The organism is Pyramidobacter sp. CG50-2, from assembly GCF_003612005.1.
GTDB lineage: Bacteria > Synergistota > Synergistia > Synergistales > Dethiosulfovibrionaceae > Pyramidobacter.
In genome coordinates this window covers 26,641-44,807 of sequence record NZ_RAWT01000016.1, presented here as the reverse complement: position 1 = coordinate 44,807, position 18,167 = coordinate 26,641, and the positions used below count along the sequence as shown (strand labels likewise).

Genomic DNA, 18,167 nt, shown 5'->3' with positions numbered 1-18,167 from the left:
TGTACGTTCGCGTAGACGTTGTTATGGCGGCACGATGGGGAGTTCTTTCGAGGTGTCTTGCTGTGATGAGAGTGTGAGGGGGTGACTTTTTTAATGAGCAGTTATGGTGACATTTTTATTGGCTATTGACATAAGAACGGGATTTCTTGCGTTGTGTTCAATGACAAATCCGCCGCCCCGCCTTCCAAAAATCTTGTACTCCTTCTTGATTGAAACGCTGGGCAGGGAGAGCGCCTCGAGGGAGATCCGCACCACGAACTGCGCCGCAGGCGAGATCGTCCTGAGCGCCAGAGCGCCCTCGGGGGGCCAGCGGGCCATGTTAAGTTTTTTTATCAAGAGTTTAGAATCAACCGGTGCGAATACAAAGGGGCTCGCGAAATCCATCCGGAATTTTCGCAAGCCCCTTACTTCATAAATTCTATTTCATCACGAAAAATCAGCCCTTGCGAGGCACATGGCGCGTGACGGCGACGCGGCAAGGGACTCCGGCCGGATGATCGGCCACGATGTCGCCCGCCCGGACCGGCGCATGGAGCACGATTCCTTTCAGGCTTTCGCGCACGGCCATGATGTCCTTCAACGGGACGGCATCAAGCGTGCGCACGCTCGCCACGGGCAGCGTGCCGCCCTCCACCAGCACGTTCGTGGCAATGGTACGGCGCGGGTCCTCCACTTCCTGCTTCGCCCATCTGGCGCCGCGCGGACACAGATTGCCCGTCACCGAAACAAGCTTCGCTTTTTCGCCGTCGCTCGTCTCGACTTGCAGAGGACAGCCATTGGGACAGACGATACAAGTATATTCGCGGCGTTCGCTCACTGCACCGACACCTCCAAACTGCAGCAGCCCTTCAGATCAGCGGCCCTGACTCCGAGATGTTCCATCACGGCCGGATGAAGGCGCACCCGTTTTTCGCGCAGGATCTCACGGCCATCGGCGCTCACGACGAGACAGCGGTCACGGCCGGGAGAGACGAGACGGAACGCAATGGACACGTCTTTTTCGCCGCTGATCCGCGAAGGCGTAGTGTAACGCACGCCGGCGCCGGGACGAACGACGATGCTCTCTCTGCAAGGAGATCGTCCGAGAGCATAAGCCGCCGCGCGCGCCCCCGCTTCGGCCGCCTCCAGAGAGACCCAATCCACCAGATCGTGCACGTGCAGCACGTTGCCGCACGAGAAAATGCCGGGAACGCTGGTCATAAAGTCGTCATCCACCGCCGCACCGCCGGTCGCAGGATTCATTTCGATGCCGGCCATGCGCGTCAGTTCGTTTTCGGGGATCAGCCCGACGGACAGCAACAGAGTATCGCACTCGAAAATCCGCTCCGTACCGGGGATGGGGCGGCGTTTTTCGTCCACCCGCGACACCTGCACGGCTTCGAGGCGGTCGTCGCCGACAATATCGGTCACGGTCGTGCTCAGATAAAGGGGAATGCCGTAATCGTTCAGACATTGCTGGATGTTGCGCGGCAGGCCGCTTGAGTAGGGCAGCAGTTCGAAAACCGCCTCGACGCCGGCTCCCTCCAAGGTCATGCGGCGTGCCATGATCAGGCCGATATCGCCGGAGCCGAGGATGCAGATCTTTTTGCCGGGCATCAGGTTTTCGAGATTGACAAGATTCTGCGCGGCCCCGGCCGTGTAAATGCCCGCCGGGCGCGTGCCGGGGATCGACAGAGCGCCGCGCGGGCGCTCGCGGCACCCCATGGCCAGCACGACGGCGTCCGCTCTGAGTCGGACCATCTCGCCGCGACGGCTGACGAGCAGCTCGCGCTCCTTCGAAAGTTCCAATACCATCGACTCGGTCATGGCCTCGAGCCCCAATTCGCCGAAGCGGTCGATGTCGCGCTGGGCGTACTCGGGACCGGTCATGGCCTCGCCGAAACGATGCAGGCCGAAACCGTCATGGATACACTGATTGAGAATACCGCCCAAGAGCCGGTCGCGCTCGACCAGTACCACGTCGCGGCAACCGGCCTCGCAGGCCGAGATGGCCGCCGCCAGGCCGGCGGGACCGCCGCCGATCACGGCGACGCCGCAGTGTCTTTCCCCGATCACCGGTCTTCACCCCCGCCGAGCGCACAGCCTGAAAACATGGCGGACGCAGCGCTGTGATCCACAAAGTCCTCCCACTCCCAATCGAACTCCTCGCGCAGCAGGCGGACGATACGGGGAAAACAGAAGCCGCCCTGGCATCGCCCCATGGAGACGCGGGAACGGTACTTGAGGCTGACGAAGGCTCGCGCGCCCAGCGGATTGTCGAGCGCGTCCAGCACTTCGCGTTTGCTGACGCCCTCGCAGCGACAGATCATTTCGCCGTAATCCGGATCCGCAGCGATCATGTCGGCGCGTTCCTCGGGACTGCGCTCGCTGAACGACAGAGCGTTGCCAGGACGTGCGCCATTGAAATCCGGGGTGCGCCGCAGTTCCAGATGATTTCCCACAAAACCGAGCACCATCTCCGCGATCGCAGGAGAACTGGTCAGCCCCGGGCTCTCGATGCCGAGCACGTTGATGAAGCCTTTCACGTCAGGGCGGTCCTCGATCACGAAATCGGCGTTGCCGCCGACTTCCGGCGGCGCCCGCTTGGCGCGCAGGCCGGCGAACGTACGGATATAATCGGACACGTGGATGTCGGGCAACAGCTTGAGCCCTTCGTCACGCAGCGACGCCATGACCGGCGCTTCGTTTCCGGTCCAGCGAGGCGAATCCTGATAATCGGCGCTCGGCCCGATAAGGATATTGCCGTCCACCGTCGGCGTCAGGTGAATGCCCAGGCCGGGATTTTTCGGATTCGGCGTGGGGTAGATCAGCGTGCGCAACGAACCGCCGAGGCGCTTGTCGAGCACATAGTATTCGCCGCGGCAGGGATAAATGCGATAATCCCCGATGCCCACCATCTCGCAGATTTTCGCCGCAAAAAGTCCCGCCGCATTCACCAGCACTCGGCAGGTGAGCATGTCGCCGCGATCGTTTCTCACTTCAAAGCCGCGCCCCTGCGGCAGCACGTTCACGTTCGCCACCGGCCAATCGAGACGGATGTCGACGCCGTTGGCCTTGGCGTTTTCGGCGAGGGCGATCGTCAGGCCGTAAGGCGAGATGATCGCGCTGGTCGGCGACCACAGCGCCGCGATCCCCTGTACGTCGGGCTGGATCTGACGCATGCGCGCCGGACCGATGATCTCCAGGCCCGGCACGCCGTTGGCCTGCCCCTGAGCGTGAAGACGTTCGATGCCGGGCAGATCGTCTCTGTCAAGGGCGACTGTCAGCTTGCCGATGCGCCGGATTTTCACCTTCAAGTCGCGGCACAGATCGTCCATCATGGCGTTGCCGCGCACGGCCAGTTCAGCGCGGAGCGTGCCCGGCTTGTAGTTGATGCCCGAGTGGAGCACGCCGCTGTTGCGGCAGCTTGTGCCGAGCGACACGTCAAGCTCGCGTTCGACGAGACAGGCGCCGATGCGATACTGCGCCAGCCCCCGCGCCACGGCGCACCCCACCACGCCGCCTCCGACGACGACCACGTCATAGTCTGTCTTCAATTGCCATCCCCCCAAAGATTGTCGCGCTGTTTCTTCATCAAAAATTCGAACACAAGGGCGCCGCGCCGAACAAAAGCTGACGGCTTATTGCAGCGCGGAACGACGTTTTTTCGGCCTCCTGTCCCAGAATCTCATGGGCTGCAAAAAGCCGATCCCGTCGCCGCGGACGGAATCGGCCCATACTTTCAGCGTTAGAATGGCGCGGTCCCCGCCAGATCGAGCACGGCGCTGACGCAGCGGCGCATTTCCACGGAGTCGGAGCCGCCGAAGCGGACGCGGCGGCCGTCGAGGCGCTCGACGAACGGCAGCGTTGCGGCGACATCGCATTGAGCGGTCTTGAGAAAAGCGATCTCGGCGATCCAGGACGGAGCGAAGTCCAGCACGGGCGCTTTTTTGCCGCGCACCAGCTGCGCCGCCTTGATGGCCGCGTCGTAAATGATCTTGTAAGTCTCTTCCGGTCCCAGGCAGGTCGCGGCCAGGCGGCCGCGAGCCTTTTTCACCGCGGCGGTGACGGCTGTGTCGCCCCACAGGGCGCGGGCTTCGCAGCAGGCGGCGTCGTCGCCGGTCACCAACGCCACGGGGATTTTTTTGCCGGAAGCGGCCGCGGCGTTGATGCCGATCTCGCCCACTTCAAGGCCGTTCAGTTTCACGCTGTAAACCACGTTCGGATCGATGGTGTGATCCAGCACCGCGCACCGCGTGCCGGCCATGGCATGGTAACAGAGGAAGAAGATGCCGTCGCACTCGTCGAAGCCTTCCATCATGCCCAGCGTTTTGGGCGAGCCGCTGGTCAGCCGCGCCCCCTTCGGCCACTCGCCGATGTCCAGATTGGTCATGTGACTGTGAGCGTCGTTGACGATCACCTCGTCGGCGCCGCCGTCCAGAGCGCCGCGCACCGCCGCGAGCACGTCGCGCTGCTGCATCCTGCAGCCGAAAGCGTATTCCGGACGGCGGCTGTCGCACTGCGCGATGGACGTGACGCCCGTGGCGCCTTCCATGTCGGCGCTGATAAAAATTCTCATCGGACGGTTACTCCTTTTCCGCCGATTTCGCGGCGGGCGGCTTCACGGCCCTCACGGGGCGCCCGACCATCAGCTCGGGACGGACGGCCGCGTCGAATTCCTTGGCCGACAGGTACCCAAGCGCCAGCGCCGCTTCGCGCAGCGTCGTGCCTTCGCCGTTCGCTTTTTTGGCGATCTCGGCGGCCTTGTCGTAGCCGATCTTCGGCGCCAGCGCCGTGACCAGCATCAGGCTGCGGCTCAGGTTCTCGGCGATGCGCGCCTCGTCGGCCTCCAGTCCGGCCAGGCAATGGTCGGTGAAGGAGTTCATCGCGTCGCCGAGCAGGCGGCAGCTTTGCAAAAAGTTGTAGGCGATCACGGGCAAAAACACGTTCAGCTCGAAGTTGCCCTGCGACGCCGCGAAGCCCACGGCCGCGTCGTTGCCCATCACCTGCACGGCCACCATGGTCACGGCCTCGCACTGGGTGGGATTGACCTTGCCGGGCATGATCGAACTTCCCGGTTCGTTCGCGGGGATCTTCAGCTCGCCGAGGCCGCAGCGCGGGCCGGAAGCGAGCCAGCGCACGTCGTTGGCGATCTTCATCAGATCGGCGGCCAGCGCCTTGAGCGCGCCGTGCAGCGCCACGATCTCGTCGCGGCTGGTGAGCGAGTGGAACTTGTTGGGCGCAGTGCGGAAATCCACGCCGGTGATGTCGCCGATCTCCTGCGCCGCGAATCTGCCGAACTGTTCGGGCGCGTTCAGGCCGGTGCCCACGGCCGTACCGCCGAGGGCCAGATCCTTCATGAACTCGACGGCGGTCATGATCATGGCCTGGCAGCGTTCGAGCATGCGCGCCCAGCCGCCGATCTCCTGTCCCAGCGTCAGCGGCGTGGCGTCCTGCAGGTGCGTGCGGCCGATCTTGACCAGATCCATGTATCGTTCCGACTTGGCCTGCAAGCACTCGTGCATCTTTTCCAGCGCGGGAAGCACTCCCTTTTCCACGGCCAGCACGGCGGCGACGTGCAGCGCCGTGGGAAACGTGTCGTTGCTGCTCTGGCTGCGGTTGACGTGGTCGTTGGGATGGATCTTCCGCCCCAAACGTTCGGAAGCGAGATGGGCGATCACTTCGTTGACGTTCATGTTGCTCTGGGTGCCGCTGCCCGTCTGCCAGACCTTGAGCGGGAATTCGTCCCAGCGGCCGCCGGCCAGCAGCTCGTCGGTGGCGTGCATGATCGCCGCGGCGGTTTCGGCGTCGAGCGCGCCAAGGCGGCCGTTGGCCGCGGCGGCGGCTTTCTTGAGGATCAGGAAGGCTTCGATGATCCCGCGCGGCATCGTCTCCGTGCCGATGCGGAAGTTCTCGTAGCTGCGCTGCGTCTGCGCGCCCCAGTGACGCTCGGCGGGGACGGCGATCTCGCCCATGCTGTCTCTTTCGATGCGGGAATCCATGGATAACTCGCTCCTTTCTTTCCGTTGACGAAAAGATTCTCTGGGCAAAGTGTACCACGAAACGGGCGCGGCGGCGCGGAACGATTTTTTTGTTTTCCGCTCAAATCATCCGCCACGAATGGCGTTCTTTGCGCTAAAATAAGAAATTATGCCGCAGGCTTTTATTTGCAAAGGAGGAATGCGTCGATGGCAGCACATGCAGAAAAAGAGAAACTGCCGCTCCCGCCGCTGTGGGAACTGACCCGGCACGAGGCAGCCATTGTCGCGACGCGGTGGAACGCCGATCCGATCATTCACGTGCCCGAAGGCTACAACCTCGAATCGGACGCGTCGGCCTTTTTCAAAGCGGCCGACTGCCCCAACTCGCCTTATTTTCCCGCGCTGGACTTTTATCACATGTACAGCCAAGGCTCGCGCACGATCCTGCCCTGTTTCCGCACCTACCAGCAGACGCGCGATTACAGCTGCGCCTCGGCCGTGGCGCTGATGGTCATGTACCACTTCGGCTATCACGACTGGCGGGAGCTGGAGATCGCCGACAAGATGGCGGCCTTTCACGGCCTGCCGACGGAGTCGCGCCGCCCGATCCCGGTCAAGGATCTGGTCCATTTCTTCGAGGCGATCGGCTGGGACGTGGCATCGAATCTGCCTTTCGCCGCCAAAGCGCCGCAGGACGCCGCGCCCTACAATCCGTGGCGTTGCGCCGAGGCCAAAAGCTTCCCGACGCTGGACAGCTTCGCGCGTTTTTGCCGCCGAACGCTGCGCGACGGCGCTCCGATCATGGTCGAGAACATCGACTGGGGCGCGCACTGGCGGGTGATCATCGGCTACGACGACATGGGCACGGGCAATCCCGCCCACGGCGTGCTGATCCTCGCCGATCCGCACGACACCGCCGACCACTGCCAGGACGGCTACGTCGTGGAACACATCGACAAGTTTTACAGCACCTGGTACGACATTTTCGTCATGGAACGGGACGAATGCACTCAGCCTTGGGTCGTCGCCCGTCCGCCCCGAAAGGAAGGAGACTTGTGGCCATGCACCGTGAAAAAGAACCGCTGATCCGTTTCGGCGTCGCCGTTCCGGAGAACCTTCTGCAGAGTTTTGACAAGCGCCTCGAGAACGCCGGCCTGCCCAATCGCTCGGAAGCGCTGCGTCAGCTGATCCGCGAGTACGTCAGCCGCGACACCTGGCAGAAAGGATCGGGGCAAGTCTACGGCACGATCACGCTCACCTACAATCATCACAGCAACGACGTGACGGCGCGCCTTACCGGCCTTCAGCACGATTTCGGCGACATCATCGTGTGCACCACCCACGTCCACGCCGATCATGATCATTGTCTCGAGACTGTCATCGTCCGCGGCGACGTGGAAAGCGTGAAGGAATTCATCGCCTCGCTGCGCGCGCTCAAGGCCGTCAGCTCGGTCAATCCGGTGATCGCCGTCCTGGTCTGAGATGCCCGACGCTTCCGCTCTGATGGGCAGCGCGCCCATTCCCCGCCTGATCCTCCGCTTCGCCCTGCCGGCCACGCTCGGGGTGCTGGCCAACGCGCTTTACAACATCGTCGACCGCGTCTTCATCGGCCATTACGTCGGCGCCGAGGGGCTGGCCGCCATTTCCGTCGTCTTCCCCATCATTCTGCTGGTCGTCGCCTTCAGCGCCCTGATCGGCGTCGGCACGGCCTCGCAGATCTCGCGCGATCTCGGCGCGCAGGATCAGGAACGGGCCGAGATCGCGCTCGGCAACGGCGTCACGGCCTCCGTCTTTTTCCTGGCCCTGACGGCGCCGCTGCTGCTGTTCAACATCCCGGCGATCGTCAGGCTGTGCGGCGCCACGGAGCGTATCGCGCCGCTGACGGAGACCTACCTGAAAATCACCGGGCCGGCCATTCCCGTTCAGTTTCTCAGCATGGTTCTGATCGCCGCCATGCGGGCCGAAGGCCATCCGCGCCATGCCATGTGGGCGATGGTGCTCGGCTCGTTGTTCAACGTCGCCCTGGACTGGTGGTTCATCGCCGGGCTCGGCATGGGCGTGGCCGGCGCCGCTTGGGGGACCGCCGGTGCGCAGATTTTCGCCTTTCTCTGGCTGCTGGCTTTTTACGCGCGGCGCCGCAGCGCGCTGCGGCTCTCTCCCGATCGGTTCAGGCCGCGTTGGCGGGTGCTGGCCGAAACCTGCGCGGTGGGGGTGTCGCCCTTTCTGATCAACATCTTCTTTTCGGTCATGCTGGTGGCGTTCAATCTGCTGCTGGGGCAATACGGCGGCGAGATGGCCATCTCCGCCATGGGCATCTTCTTCGGCCTCGACAGTCTGCTCTTCATGCCCGTCACCGGCATCGGCGAAGGCGCCATGCCCATCATCGGCTACAACTACGGCGCGCGCCGCTGGGACCGCCTGCGCGAAACGGTGAAGATCGCGCTGCTGTTTTCGGTCGGCTATTATATTTTGTCCGAAGCGGCGGCGATGTTCTGGGCGGAGGAATTGGCATCCCTCTTCACCGACGGCGACGCCGAACTGATCGCCCTCGCGGCGCGCTGCATGCGCATCGGCTACGCCGCCCTTCCCTTCAGCGCTGCCGCGATCATCGTCGGCTACACGCTCGAGGCGCTCGGACGGGCGCGGGCGTCTTTCTGCTTCAACCTGATCCGCCAGCTCGTCGGCATCGCGCTGATCGTCATCCTGCCAAGATTCCTCGGCGTCGACGGCGTGTGGATCACCTTTCCCGCCATCGATTTCGTCGGCGGCCTCGCCGCCGCGCTGCTGCTGCGCCGTGAAGCGCGGAACCTGCGGCGAACGGAGTTTGCGGCGCCGAGTTCCGCCGCGCACGCGCCAGCTCCATGAAACAGCTTTTTTCGCGGGCGTCAGAAAAACAAAAACGCCGATTGAACTTCGGCGTTTACACACAACGCAGCAACCCTTTCCCCCTTCCGACCGTCTGTCATCGTCACTTTCAGATCTGTCGGAAGGGGATTTTTTTGAAAAAAGCGCTGTTCACACATAACTTCATGATGAGGCGCGCGCGACGACATTGCCGTCGCGCGCGCCTCACTTATTTTGCTCTCAGCCGAACAGATCTTCCTGATCGTCCACGTCGGGACGCAGGATGCGCACGGTCTCCTCCTGGAACCAGTCGTAAAGGGTATCTTTCGGCTCTTTCTGCGCGCGCAGGCGTTCGATGCTCGTGCCGAGGATGTAAAACGGACGGCAGGGTTCGATCAGATCGCGCCCCCAACGCCGCAGCGTCGCCGCCAGACCGGCCAGCTGCGTTTCGGTGTCGGCGACAAGAGCCAGCAGCGTCCAGTCCTCCTGCTCATCGGCGTCGAGATCATACCAGCCGGGGACGTAGACGCGCCGCTGCTCCATCAAAAAGACGTGCAGCCGCCCGATCAGCGGCAGCAGCTCCCGGGGATCGTCACCGCATTTCACGGCGAACAGCAGATCGACGTTGTAAAATCCGAAGCGGTCCGACGCCATCGGTTTGAAAAACCTGTAGTGTTCGAAATCGGCATGGCTGCGCAGCATGAAGTCGATCGTCAGCGTCCCCGCAGGCGCGCCGTTTTCTTTCGCCCAGGCGTCGAGCCCCGCCTGGCCGGGAGCGGGCAGGCCGCGCGCGCCCACGCCCCAATGCGGAAAAGCTTTCATAAACGATTCGACGAGCGGATGCTGCGGCCAGATCGCCCTGACGCGCTCGCCCTCGAAAGCGAAGTACCGGTCGTCGGGCAGGCACGGCACGACGGGAAACGTTTCGTGATGAGTGACTTCCTTGACGCCCCACTGCTGACGGAACGCGCGATCGAGCAACTGGCACATGCGGTTGTGTTCCAGCGCCCGGCAGGCCTGTGCCTCGTCGTCCGTCGGTGCGCCCATCTCCGCCGCCGGAACGCCGGTCGACCGCGCCAGCTCGCGCCGCGCCGCCTCGCCCTCGGGCGTCAGCACGTAGCCGCCGCCGCGGCGCGTCAGTTCACCGGCTTCGAGCATCCCGGCCAGCGATGAGGGATCGTCGCCGGCCAGACGCACCGTCTCCTCGTCCCAGCAGGGGAATTCGGGAGAAAACAAAAGGATCGAAGATTCCATGATCGTTCCTCCTTCGTTTAAGAGAAATAATTTTCCCATGACGATTTTACAAAACGGACGCCCTTTTTCGCAAAAAGGCGCCCGTTTTTTCACGCTTGGATTGAAGAGACTTACAGACGCCCGTTCCGCTCGTCGGCGTTGAGGGCCTTCCAGAACCCCCAGCAGGAGAAGAACATGATGAACGCGAACGGAGGCGCCGTGCACAACGAGATGGTCTGAATGTTGATCAGGCCGCCGGTGGTCAAAAGCACCACGGCCAGAGCGCCCATGAGGATGCCCCAGATGGCCATCTTGCTCTTGGACGGATCGCTGGTGCCGTGCTGGCAGTACGCGGCCAGCACGAACGTGGCCGAATTGGCCGAAGTGACGAAGAACGTCGTGATCAGCACGATCATGCCGTAGGACATGGCGGTGCCGAGAGGATAGTGCTTGTACAGCTCGAAGGCGCCGACGGAAACATCCTTGATCACTTCCGCCGCGATCTTGACGTGTTGGACCAGCTCCAAATGCAGCGCCGAAGTGCCGAAGATGGCGAACCAGACCGCGCTGCCGAGCGCGGGAACGATCAGAACGCCGGCGATGAACTCGCTGATGGTGCGGCCGCGGGAAATGCGGGCCACGAAAGCGCCGACGAAAGGCGCCCAGGCGATCCACCAGGCCCAGTAGTACAGCGTCCAGTTGGCAAGATGTTTCTGGTACCCGGCGCCGTAGGGATCCATCATGAAACTCTCCTCGACCAGGCCGCTGAGGAAATCGCCGATGCCGGTCATGAAGGATTCGACGATGGGCAACGAGGGGCCGACGATGAACATCAGGGCCATGAGGATGAAGCAGACGCGGATGTTGAAGTCGGCCACCTTGGAAATGCCCTTTTTGATGCCGAGCACGGCCGAACCGGTGTAAAGCACGGCAAGAATCGCGATGATGACGACCTGAACGAACGTGGTCTTGGGCAGTCCGAAGACGGTATTGGCGCCCGAGTTCAGCTGCAGCGTGCCGAGGCCGAGAGACGTGGTGATGCCGCCCAGCGTGGCGAACGTGGCGAGAATGTCGACGACCTTGCCGAACGTCCCCTTGACGGCCTTTTCACCGACCAGCGGGATGAAGATCGAACTGATCAGACCGGGCGCATTGTAGCGGAACTGATAGTAGGCCAGCGGCATGGCGATGACAGCGTACCCCGCCCAAGGATGCAGCCCCCAGTGGAAGAAAGAGACCTGCAGCGCGTCACGGGCGGCCTGAACGGACTCGGGAGCCGCGCCGAAGGGCGGATTGGTGAAATAAATCAAAGGTTCGGCGGCGCCATAGAATACCAGCCCCACCCCCATACCAGCCGAGAACAGCATGGCGAACCAGGCCAAGTTGCTGTATTCGGGGCGGTCCTCGGCCTTGCCCAGGCGGACTTTGCCGAAACGGCCGGCGGCAATGAAGAGGCAGAAGATGACGAAAATGTTCATGAAGAACATGTACCCGGCGCCGAAATAAGTCGTCAGGCCGTTGAACAGCGACTTGGCGAAAGAGCCGAAAGAATCGGGCGACAACAGTCCCCAGAGGACCGCCGCAAAGGTGATCAGAATCGAAACGTAATAAACCGCGTTGCTCTTGGTATCGACGCAGCCTGACCAGTCAAGCCGGCCGTGGTCGAGAGGATTTCGGGAAATTTTGTCCGACATTCAAGTGACTCCTTTCACAATGGGAAGGACGGTTTAAAACAAGGGGCTGAAATTCACGTTTCAAAAACGTCCTTTCAGCCCCTCGGACTTACTGCCTTGTCTCTGGTCGAGAGAATCTCGCTCCGCCGTTCCGTCAGATCAGAACTTGGAGGGGAACACCGTCGGTTCGGTAATGTCCGTCGCCAGAGCGTTCAGAGCCGCCTCGACGCGGCTGGTGCGCAGCTGCCATTCGGCCTCGGCGCTCAGTTCGGGATCACCCAGAGGATAAGGAACGGACACGGTCTGGACCATGCGGTTGGCGCCGACGGTCTTGGCCACGTCGATCAGATTGCACATCACAACCACGGGAATACCGCTTTTTTCGATTTCTTTGCCCATCGTTGACCCGCAACGAGTGCACGTGCCTCAGGTGGCGGTGAGCACGACGGCGTCGACTTTGGCGGCGTGAAGCTCGGCGGCGATCTCCTTGCCGAACTTGGCGGCAAAAGCCTGGGTCGTGCCGGTGCCGACGGTCACATAGTAATAATCGTAGAGTTTGCCGATCTTGCCCTGTTTCTCGAAGTAGCGCATGGCGTCCACGGGAATGCCGCGATCGGGAATGTGGCACATGGCGGCGGGGTCGAAACCGGCGTGGATCGTCTTGAACACGCCCTCGGGCAAGTTGTCGAGCTTGGAAATGTCGTACTTGCCCCATTTCTGCGCGGAAGCGCTCTGGATGCGGTCGGGGTTGTCCACGGGCACGACGCCGGAGGACGAGACGAGAGCGACGGTGGCGTGGGCCAGATCCTTGAGCGCGGGCGCGGGCGGGATCTTCTCCATCTTGGGGATGATCAGCTCGGTCTGGAACGGCTCGCCCTTGAGCTTCTTGAGCAGCATGTCGATGACGCGGTCGGCGGCGATGCGTCCGTCGGGCTGAGGGATCTCGGCGCGGATGCCGCGGGGGAAGTAGCCTTCCTGGGCGGCGGGCAGGAGCTCTTCGCCCTTGGCGATCTTCTTGGCGAATGCGGCCATGGCGGTCACGTCGTCCTTCATGAAGGTCGCCTTGCGGCCGCCCTTGAAGATGTAGCACACGGATTTGTACTCTTCGACGCCGGGATTCTCCTCGTTCATGGAGGTGATCACGGGCACGTGATAGCGCTCGGCCACCGCCTTGCACATGATGCCGCAGCCGACGCCGTAGCGTCCGGCCATGAAGGCGGGACCGGCGAAGAAAATATCGAATTTCTTCGTGTCGAGCCAGGCGAAGATCTCTTTCAGGGCTTCGTCGGTGTGATTGGTGATGTAATTGTCGCCGCAGACGATGGTGTTGGTGACTTCGATGTCGGGCTTCACCATCTGGTTCAGCATCATCGAACAGCCGACGAGATTGTCGTGGAAAATGGGCTTGGCGTCGGCCGCGTCTTCGCCGCCGACCTGGCCGAAAAACTGGTTGATGTAGTGAATGGCTTTCAGCATTTTATTTTTGCCTCCCCGATTTAAAAATCAGCGCAGGTTCTCTTGGAGTAACCGCTGATGTGGTTGGCGCAGAACATGCCGTTGTTTTCCATCACGAAGGAACCGTCGGGACGGATGCAGCCTTCCCAGCCGCCGGAGTTCCCGTCGCGGGCCAGAGCTTCGAGCTCGCCGATGACTTCCATCTTCGGGAACTCGTACATCTGGGACACGTTGCCGGTGGTGACCAACGCGTCGGTGGCGGGGTTCATCGAAACGAGGGGCTGCGAGGCGCCGTCGCGGCCGGTGCACTCATCCGACAGGCCGATGGTCTTGATGCCGAGGCGCTCGAGCTCGACCAGCATGGCCGTGTAATCGACGTCGGGGTTGCCGTACCCTTCTTCGACGACGACCGCGGCGTCGACGCCGAGCGAGGCGCAGATCTGTCCGGCCATTTTGGCGCAACGGACTTTTTCGTCCATCTTCACGTTCAGCGTAGACATGACGACGCCGAGGAAATTGATGGTCTTGCCGTGCTGTTCGTAGAGCTTCTTGATCATCGGATTGACGGCGAACTCGTAAGTCGAGATCTTCGACGACGTGGGCATGAAGGACCCCGACACCATGCAGCCGTCGAGCAGTTCGTTGGGGTGCATGAAGGTGGGCAGGATATGGTTGCCGTCCCAGCCGTAGATCAGCGTGTTGTAGCCCATCGTCTCCATCTGGGTCTGCGGCTGAAGCAGGTAGACCACGCGGGGCAGTTTGTCCACTTCGGGGCCGCGCTCGTTCAGGGCGGGCAGGTCGTAGACTTCGATGTTCTCGGGCTCGAGGTCTTTCACGCACTGGCCGACGTATTCGGCAAGGCGCATGCCGGCCCAGCGCAGGGCGTGATTTTTCTTCTGCTGCTCGCGCTTTTCAAACTCTTCGTCGGTGTCGGCCACCAGCACGAGATTGACCATGTCGCCGAAAATGGTGTGATGCTGATACGCGCCGCCCATGGCGATCAGGCCGTCCTGGAATCCTCCCCAATGTTCGCCGACGACGAGCAGCGAACAGTCCTGCAGGCAGTGGGTGCGGCCGGAACCGGCGATCTCCATCTCGGACAGCACGCCGGGGAAGATCCCGTGGCCGCCGGACACCTTGCAGCGCATCTCCACCGCTTCCTTGACGGGACAGAGCACCACCTCGTCGCCGGGATGCACGATCCTCAGATCGGCGGTGGTGATGTGCTCGTCTTCCTTGACGACCTTGAGCAGTTCTTCCTTATTGACGGTGAGAATGCCCTTGCTGTAGCCCGTATGGTCGCCGAACTTGATGTCGGTCACATGAAAGGCTCCGATTTCAAGTCTCATAACTGAAATCACTCCTTCTTCAAGATTCGCGGGATCAAATCCCTCCGATGCCCCTTCGAGATGACCGAACGTTCTCAGCCCGGCCACTCCATTCCCTCTGTGTTGCTTTTCACGATTGAATTATAATGAAAAAGAATGAATGATTTCCATAATGAAAAATGTGAAAATGCCCGTAGTAAAAATTATGACGCGCCGCTCGCGACAATCCGACGGCGTCGCTTAACGCGGAACATGCACAAAGAGCCGCCCCGGTCGATGCGAGGCGGCTCTTTGCCGTTGTTTCCCGACGAGATTTTCACGATGGTTCGGTGCCTGCCGCGCAGGCGGCGCCGTTGCCGATTTTCCTCTTCCGTTGTGCCGCGGGTGCCGGCCCGCTTTTTCTTCGCGGCTGGAGACGGCGTTCAGCTGAGGTCGAGGTAGCCTTCGCGGATGGCGTAACGCGTCAGCTCGGCCATGCTGTTGCAGCCAAGCTTGTCGAGGATGTGGCGACGGTGGGTGTCCACCGTGTTTTTGCTGATGCTGAGCTGTTCGGCGATCTGTTTGGCGTTGCAGCCGTTGACGAGAAGCTTCAACACGTCCAGTTCACGGTCCGACAGCGGGCAGTTCGAGGACTGGGCCTCGCTTTCGGTCAAGCGCAGATAATCCCCGATGAGCGTCGAAAGGATCGCCGGCGTCAAGTAATATTGCCCGTTCGCGACGGTTTGGATGGCCAGGCACAGTTCCTGCGACGAACACTCTTTCAGCACGTAGCCGCGGGCGCCGGCTTTCAGGCTCTCGACGATCAGGTTCTTGTCGCCGTGCATGGACAGCACCAGCACCTTCGTGCCGGGCGAGCCGGCGGCAATTTTCTGCGTCGCCTGGATGCCGTTCAGCCGCGGCATCGTCATGTCCATCAGCACCACGTCGGGCTGCAGGCGCTCCGCCGCCGCGACGGCCTCCGCGCCGTCGCGGGCCAGTCCGGCCAGTTCGATGCCGTCCGCTTTGCCGAGCAGTTCCCGCAGTCCTTCAAGAAACATTTCGTGATCGTCGGCCAGAAGCACGCGAATACTCATTTGAACTCCCCTTCCTTCAGTTTCAACGGGCAGGACATGGCGACGGTCGCGCCTTTCCCGGGGATGGAAACGATTTTCAGAGTCCCGTCGATGGGCTCAAGGCGTTCCCTGATGCTGAAAAGCCCAAAGCTTTTCGTTTCCTTGCGCGCCTCGTTATGGTCGAGGTCGAAGTCCTCGGGGAATCCCCGGCCGTTGTCCTCCACCGCGACCATGATCTTCCCCGGGCCGCGGTTGACGATGATGGTGACGCGCGTCGCGCCGGAATGTTTGATCACGTTGATCAGCAGCTCGCGTGCCATGCGGTAGAGGATCACGCAGACGGCGTCGTCCGCCCAGAAGTCGGCCATGGTCCCCTTCGCGCGCAGCTCCCACTTGATGCCGTGCAGCGTGAGCAGATTGTCGGCCAACGATTCCAAGGCGGGATTGATGCCCACTTCCTTGAGAATGGGCGGGCTGAGCTCGAAGATCAGCGAACGGCTTTCGCGGATCATCTTCTCCGTGTTGGCTTCCAGCGCCGCCATCTCCGCCTCCAGCGCCGGACGCACTTTTTCGCGCAGCTCGCGGATCTTGTGAAGCTGCGATACCAGATCGTAGCCGATGCGGTCGTGCAGGTCGGTGGCGATGGCGCGGCGCGTGCTCTCCTCGGTGAGCGTCAGCTGCGTGGCCAAATTGCGCAATTCGTTTTTTTTGCGGTCCAGCGCCTCGTCGGCATCCTTTAGTTTCGTCTTGTCGAGGAAGATCACGGCCGCCATGGCCGGCGGCAGCGGGAAGGCGATCGCCTCGAGGAAACTGCCGGCCTCTTTGCTGTTGCCCTCGCAGTGCACCGAATGTCCGAGACGCAGACAGTCGACGATGATCTGGGACCAGCGCGGCTCGGAAATCGGCCATACGTCGAGAAAGCTGCGGCCGATCACGTCCCGGCGGCGAACCTTCATGACGCGCTCGTAAGACGGGTTGACGTCGACGAAAAACACCCTGTCGGCCGTGATGCTGCGGCGCGATCCTTCCTCCACGCGGTACAGCGCGATCGGGTCGAACGTCCGCGCGAACAGCATCCGATACACGATCATGGCTTCTTCGGATGTCCCGGATGCTCTTCTTCCGTTATATTCATTATGATTCATTTCAACTCATCCGCCTTATCCACGAAATACAAAACCTTCGTTTTCTCCCGCCAACGCATAAAAGCAGAGGCACTGATTCATTCTATAATATTTCCCGATTTTCGGCGAACAGGAAAAAGATCGTCCTGACCGCTTCACTGCGGCTTCTTGACAGGGCACAAAGTTCATGATAATCTACAATCGATAAAAATAAGTTCACCTTCTCCGGCACCGGCCGGAGGCAAAAAGGCGTCCCGAACCTGCCGCAGGTACAGCGCGCGAAAGCGCGCCACAAGGCACGGTTTGGGACGCCTTTTCCAATATCCAGGTATCCAGGGAGGAATCGTTCATGAAGATCAGGCCTTTTGCAGTGGAAGAGTGGATGAACGCCTACGAAACCGGCGCCGCCTACAATATCGCCGAGACCTGCGTAAGCTCAATATCCGTCGACGAGCTGTTCGCACTGACCGGCGCGAACAAACGGGAATTTCTTGACGCGTTCTGCGCCCGCCGTCTCGCCTACGGCGACATCCAGGGCGCGCCGGCCTTCAAAAGGGGCGTCTGCAAACTCTACCGGACCATTGCGCCGGAAGACCTCGTCACCACCCATGGAGCCGCCGGCGCCAATCACCATCTTTTTTATTCGCTGATCGAACCCGGCGACCGAGTGGTCACCGTCATGCCCACCTATCAGCAACTCTATTCCATTCCCGAAAGCTACGGCGCCGACGTGAAGATCATGCGCCTCAAGCCGGAGAATCGCTATCTGCCCGATCTGGAGGAACTGAAAGGACTCGTCGTCCCCGGCACGAAGATGATCTGTCTGAACAACCCCAACAATCCCTCCGGCGCGCTGATGAACACGGAGCTGCTCGAACAGATCGCGGCGATCGCCCGCAGCGTCGGCGCGTGGATCGTCTGCGACGAAGTCTATCGCCATCTGACGCAGACCGACGAGTGGCAAGAGTCGATAGCCGACCTGTACGAAAAGGGCATTTCCGTCAGCAGCATGTCAAAGACTTTCTCCTTGGCGGGCCTTCGTCTCGGCTGGATCGCCACGCGCGACAGGAGCGCGCTCAAGGCCTGCCTCTCGCACCGCGACTACAATCTCATCAGCTGCGGCATGTTCGACGAAGCGCTGGCCGCCGTCGCCCTGGCGCACGGCGACGCATTGCTGGCCCGCAACCGCGCCATCGTGCGCGCCAATCTCGCCATCCTCGACGAATGGGTCGCCGGGCAGCCGCACGTGCGTTATGTCAAGCCCGTGGCCGGTACGACGGCGCTGCTCCATTACGATCTGGACATGCCGTCTTATGAGTTCTGCGAGAAAATGTACCGTCAAACCGGCGCCTTCGTCACGCCCGGCGACTGCTTCGCAGAGCCGTACAGCCTGCGCATCGGCTACGCCTGCGACGCGGCAACGCTGAAGGCCGGGCTCGCGGCGGTAAGCGAGTTTCTCGCTTCGTACGAGGAATCACATTCGACGCCGAGATCGTAA

At 61.7% G+C, this 18,167-nt stretch carries 16 protein-coding genes; 4 read left to right on the top strand and 12 right to left on the bottom strand.

What is annotated here, in order from left to right; genetic code table 11:
* Positions 1-90: 90 nt before the first annotated feature.
* From D7D26_RS05000 to fumC, 6 genes are all read right to left on the bottom strand, one after another.
* Complete coding sequence (locus D7D26_RS05000; RefSeq protein ID WP_120372282.1) at positions 91-384, bottom strand: hypothetical protein; 294 nt, start codon at positions 382-384, stop codon at positions 91-93.
* Between the two features lie 52 nt (positions 385-436).
* On the bottom strand, positions 437-817 hold the full coding sequence (locus D7D26_RS04995) for a DUF1667 domain-containing protein (protein ID WP_158606276.1): 381 nt from the start codon (positions 815-817) through the stop codon (positions 437-439).
* Positions 814-2,055 carry an NAD(P)/FAD-dependent oxidoreductase gene (locus tag D7D26_RS04990; protein WP_078015975.1) on the bottom strand — a complete coding sequence of 414 codons (1,242 nt, stop codon included), beginning with the start codon at positions 2,053-2,055 and terminating at the stop codon, positions 814-816. The genes D7D26_RS04995 and D7D26_RS04990 overlap by 4 nt, the downstream gene beginning before the upstream one ends.
* Positions 2,052-3,536, bottom strand: coding sequence for an NAD(P)/FAD-dependent oxidoreductase (locus D7D26_RS04985; RefSeq protein ID WP_120372280.1), 1,485 nt, complete (start codon positions 3,534-3,536; stop codon positions 2,052-2,054). The genes D7D26_RS04990 and D7D26_RS04985 overlap by 4 nt, the downstream gene beginning before the upstream one ends.
* Before the next feature lie 191 nt (positions 3,537-3,727).
* Entirely contained in the window at positions 3,728-4,558 is an 831-nt protein-coding gene (locus tag D7D26_RS04980) for a M55 family metallopeptidase (protein WP_078015973.1), read from the bottom strand.
* A 7-nt stretch (positions 4,559-4,565) separates the two neighbouring features.
* Positions 4,566-5,981 carry a class II fumarate hydratase gene (fumC, locus tag D7D26_RS04975; RefSeq protein ID WP_120372279.1) on the bottom strand — a complete coding sequence of 472 codons (1,416 nt, stop codon included), beginning with the start codon at positions 5,979-5,981 and terminating at the stop codon, positions 4,566-4,568.
* Between the two features lie 186 nt (positions 5,982-6,167).
* Here fumC and D7D26_RS04970 point away from each other — a divergent pair, with 186 nt between their 5' ends.
* Genes D7D26_RS04970 through D7D26_RS04960 form a run of 3 tightly spaced genes read left to right on the top strand, consistent with a single transcriptional unit; the run spans position 6,168 to position 8,825 of the window.
* Positions 6,168-7,046: a papain-like cysteine protease family protein gene (locus D7D26_RS04970; protein WP_009164554.1), complete on the top strand. Its 879-nt coding sequence runs from the start codon at positions 6,168-6,170 to the stop codon at positions 7,044-7,046.
* Positions 7,022-7,441 carry a nickel-responsive transcriptional regulator NikR gene (nikR, locus tag D7D26_RS04965; RefSeq protein ID WP_009164553.1) on the top strand — a complete coding sequence of 140 codons (420 nt, stop codon included), beginning with the start codon at positions 7,022-7,024 and terminating at the stop codon, positions 7,439-7,441. Before D7D26_RS04970 ends, nikR begins: the two co-directional genes overlap by 25 nt.
* 1 nt (position 7,442) lies before the next feature.
* A complete protein-coding gene (locus D7D26_RS04960) occupies positions 7,443-8,825 on the top strand; it encodes an MATE family efflux transporter (protein ID WP_120372278.1) in 1,383 nt (460 codons plus the stop codon).
* Positions 8,826-9,044: 219 nt separating this feature from the next.
* Here D7D26_RS04960 and D7D26_RS04955 read toward each other — a convergent pair whose 3' ends face one another.
* From D7D26_RS04955 to D7D26_RS04930, 6 genes are all read right to left on the bottom strand, one after another.
* A complete protein-coding gene (locus D7D26_RS04955; protein ID WP_120372277.1) occupies positions 9,045-10,058 on the bottom strand; it encodes a hypothetical protein in 1,014 nt (337 codons plus the stop codon).
* Between the two features lie 110 nt (positions 10,059-10,168).
* Positions 10,169-11,731, bottom strand: a complete 1,563-nt coding sequence (locus D7D26_RS04950) for a BCCT family transporter (RefSeq protein ID WP_233543467.1) — start codon at positions 11,729-11,731, stop codon at positions 10,169-10,171.
* A 138-nt stretch (positions 11,732-11,869) separates the two neighbouring features.
* Positions 11,870-13,186 carry a glycine/betaine/sarcosine/D-proline family reductase selenoprotein B gene (locus tag D7D26_RS04945; protein WP_120372276.1) on the bottom strand — a complete coding sequence of 439 codons (1,317 nt, stop codon included), beginning with the start codon at positions 13,184-13,186 and terminating at the stop codon, positions 11,870-11,872.
* 20 nt (positions 13,187-13,206) lie between these two features.
* Entirely contained in the window at positions 13,207-14,514 is a 1,308-nt protein-coding gene (locus D7D26_RS04940) for a glycine/sarcosine/betaine reductase component B subunit (RefSeq protein WP_120372275.1), read from the bottom strand.
* Between the two features lie 401 nt (positions 14,515-14,915).
* Positions 14,916-15,566 carry a response regulator gene (locus D7D26_RS04935; RefSeq protein ID WP_120372274.1) on the bottom strand — a complete coding sequence of 217 codons (651 nt, stop codon included), beginning with the start codon at positions 15,564-15,566 and terminating at the stop codon, positions 14,916-14,918.
* Positions 15,563-16,621: a sensor histidine kinase gene (locus D7D26_RS04930; protein WP_446737514.1), complete on the bottom strand. Its 1,059-nt coding sequence runs from the start codon at positions 16,619-16,621 to the stop codon at positions 15,563-15,565. The genes D7D26_RS04935 and D7D26_RS04930 overlap by 4 nt, the downstream gene beginning before the upstream one ends.
* A 397-nt stretch (positions 16,622-17,018) precedes the next feature.
* On the opposite strand from D7D26_RS04930, the gene D7D26_RS04925 reads away from it, so the two are divergent.
* On the top strand, positions 17,019-18,167 hold the full coding sequence (locus D7D26_RS04925) for an aminotransferase (RefSeq protein ID WP_120372272.1): 1,149 nt from the start codon (positions 17,019-17,021) through the stop codon (positions 18,165-18,167).

Excerpts from the sequence above, each read along its gene's own strand:
- D7D26_RS05000 (WP_120372282.1), bottom strand. The coding sequence starts at position 384 with ATGGATTTCGCGAGCCCCTTTGTATTCGCACCGGTTGATTCTAAACTC.
- D7D26_RS04980 (WP_078015973.1), bottom strand. The coding sequence starts at position 4,558 with ATGAGAATTTTTATCAGCGCCGACATGGAAGGCGCCACGGGCGTCACG.
- fumC (WP_120372279.1), bottom strand. The coding sequence starts at position 5,981 with ATGGATTCCCGCATCGAAAGAGACAGCATGGGCGAGATCGCCGTCCCC.
- D7D26_RS04970 (WP_009164554.1), top strand. The coding sequence starts at position 6,168 with ATGGCAGCACATGCAGAAAAAGAGAAACTGCCGCTCCCGCCGCTGTGG.
- nikR (WP_009164553.1), top strand. The coding sequence starts at position 7,022 with ATGCACCGTGAAAAAGAACCGCTGATCCGTTTCGGCGTCGCCGTTCCG.
- D7D26_RS04960 (WP_120372278.1), top strand. The coding sequence starts at position 7,443 with ATGCCCGACGCTTCCGCTCTGATGGGCAGCGCGCCCATTCCCCGCCTG.
- D7D26_RS04955 (WP_120372277.1), bottom strand. The coding sequence starts at position 10,058 with ATGGAATCTTCGATCCTTTTGTTTTCTCCCGAATTCCCCTGCTGGGAC.
- D7D26_RS04950 (WP_233543467.1), bottom strand. The coding sequence starts at position 11,731 with ATGTCGGACAAAATTTCCCGAAATCCTCTCGACCACGGCCGGCTTGAC.
- D7D26_RS04940 (WP_120372275.1), bottom strand. The coding sequence starts at position 14,514 with ATGAGACTTGAAATCGGAGCCTTTCATGTGACCGACATCAAGTTCGGC.
- D7D26_RS04935 (WP_120372274.1), bottom strand. The coding sequence starts at position 15,566 with ATGAGTATTCGCGTGCTTCTGGCCGACGATCACGAAATGTTTCTTGAA.
- D7D26_RS04930 (WP_446737514.1), bottom strand. The coding sequence starts at position 16,621 with ATGCTGTTCGCGCGGACGTTCGACCCGATCGCGCTGTACCGCGTGGAG.
- D7D26_RS04925 (WP_120372272.1), top strand. The coding sequence starts at position 17,019 with ATGAAGATCAGGCCTTTTGCAGTGGAAGAGTGGATGAACGCCTACGAA.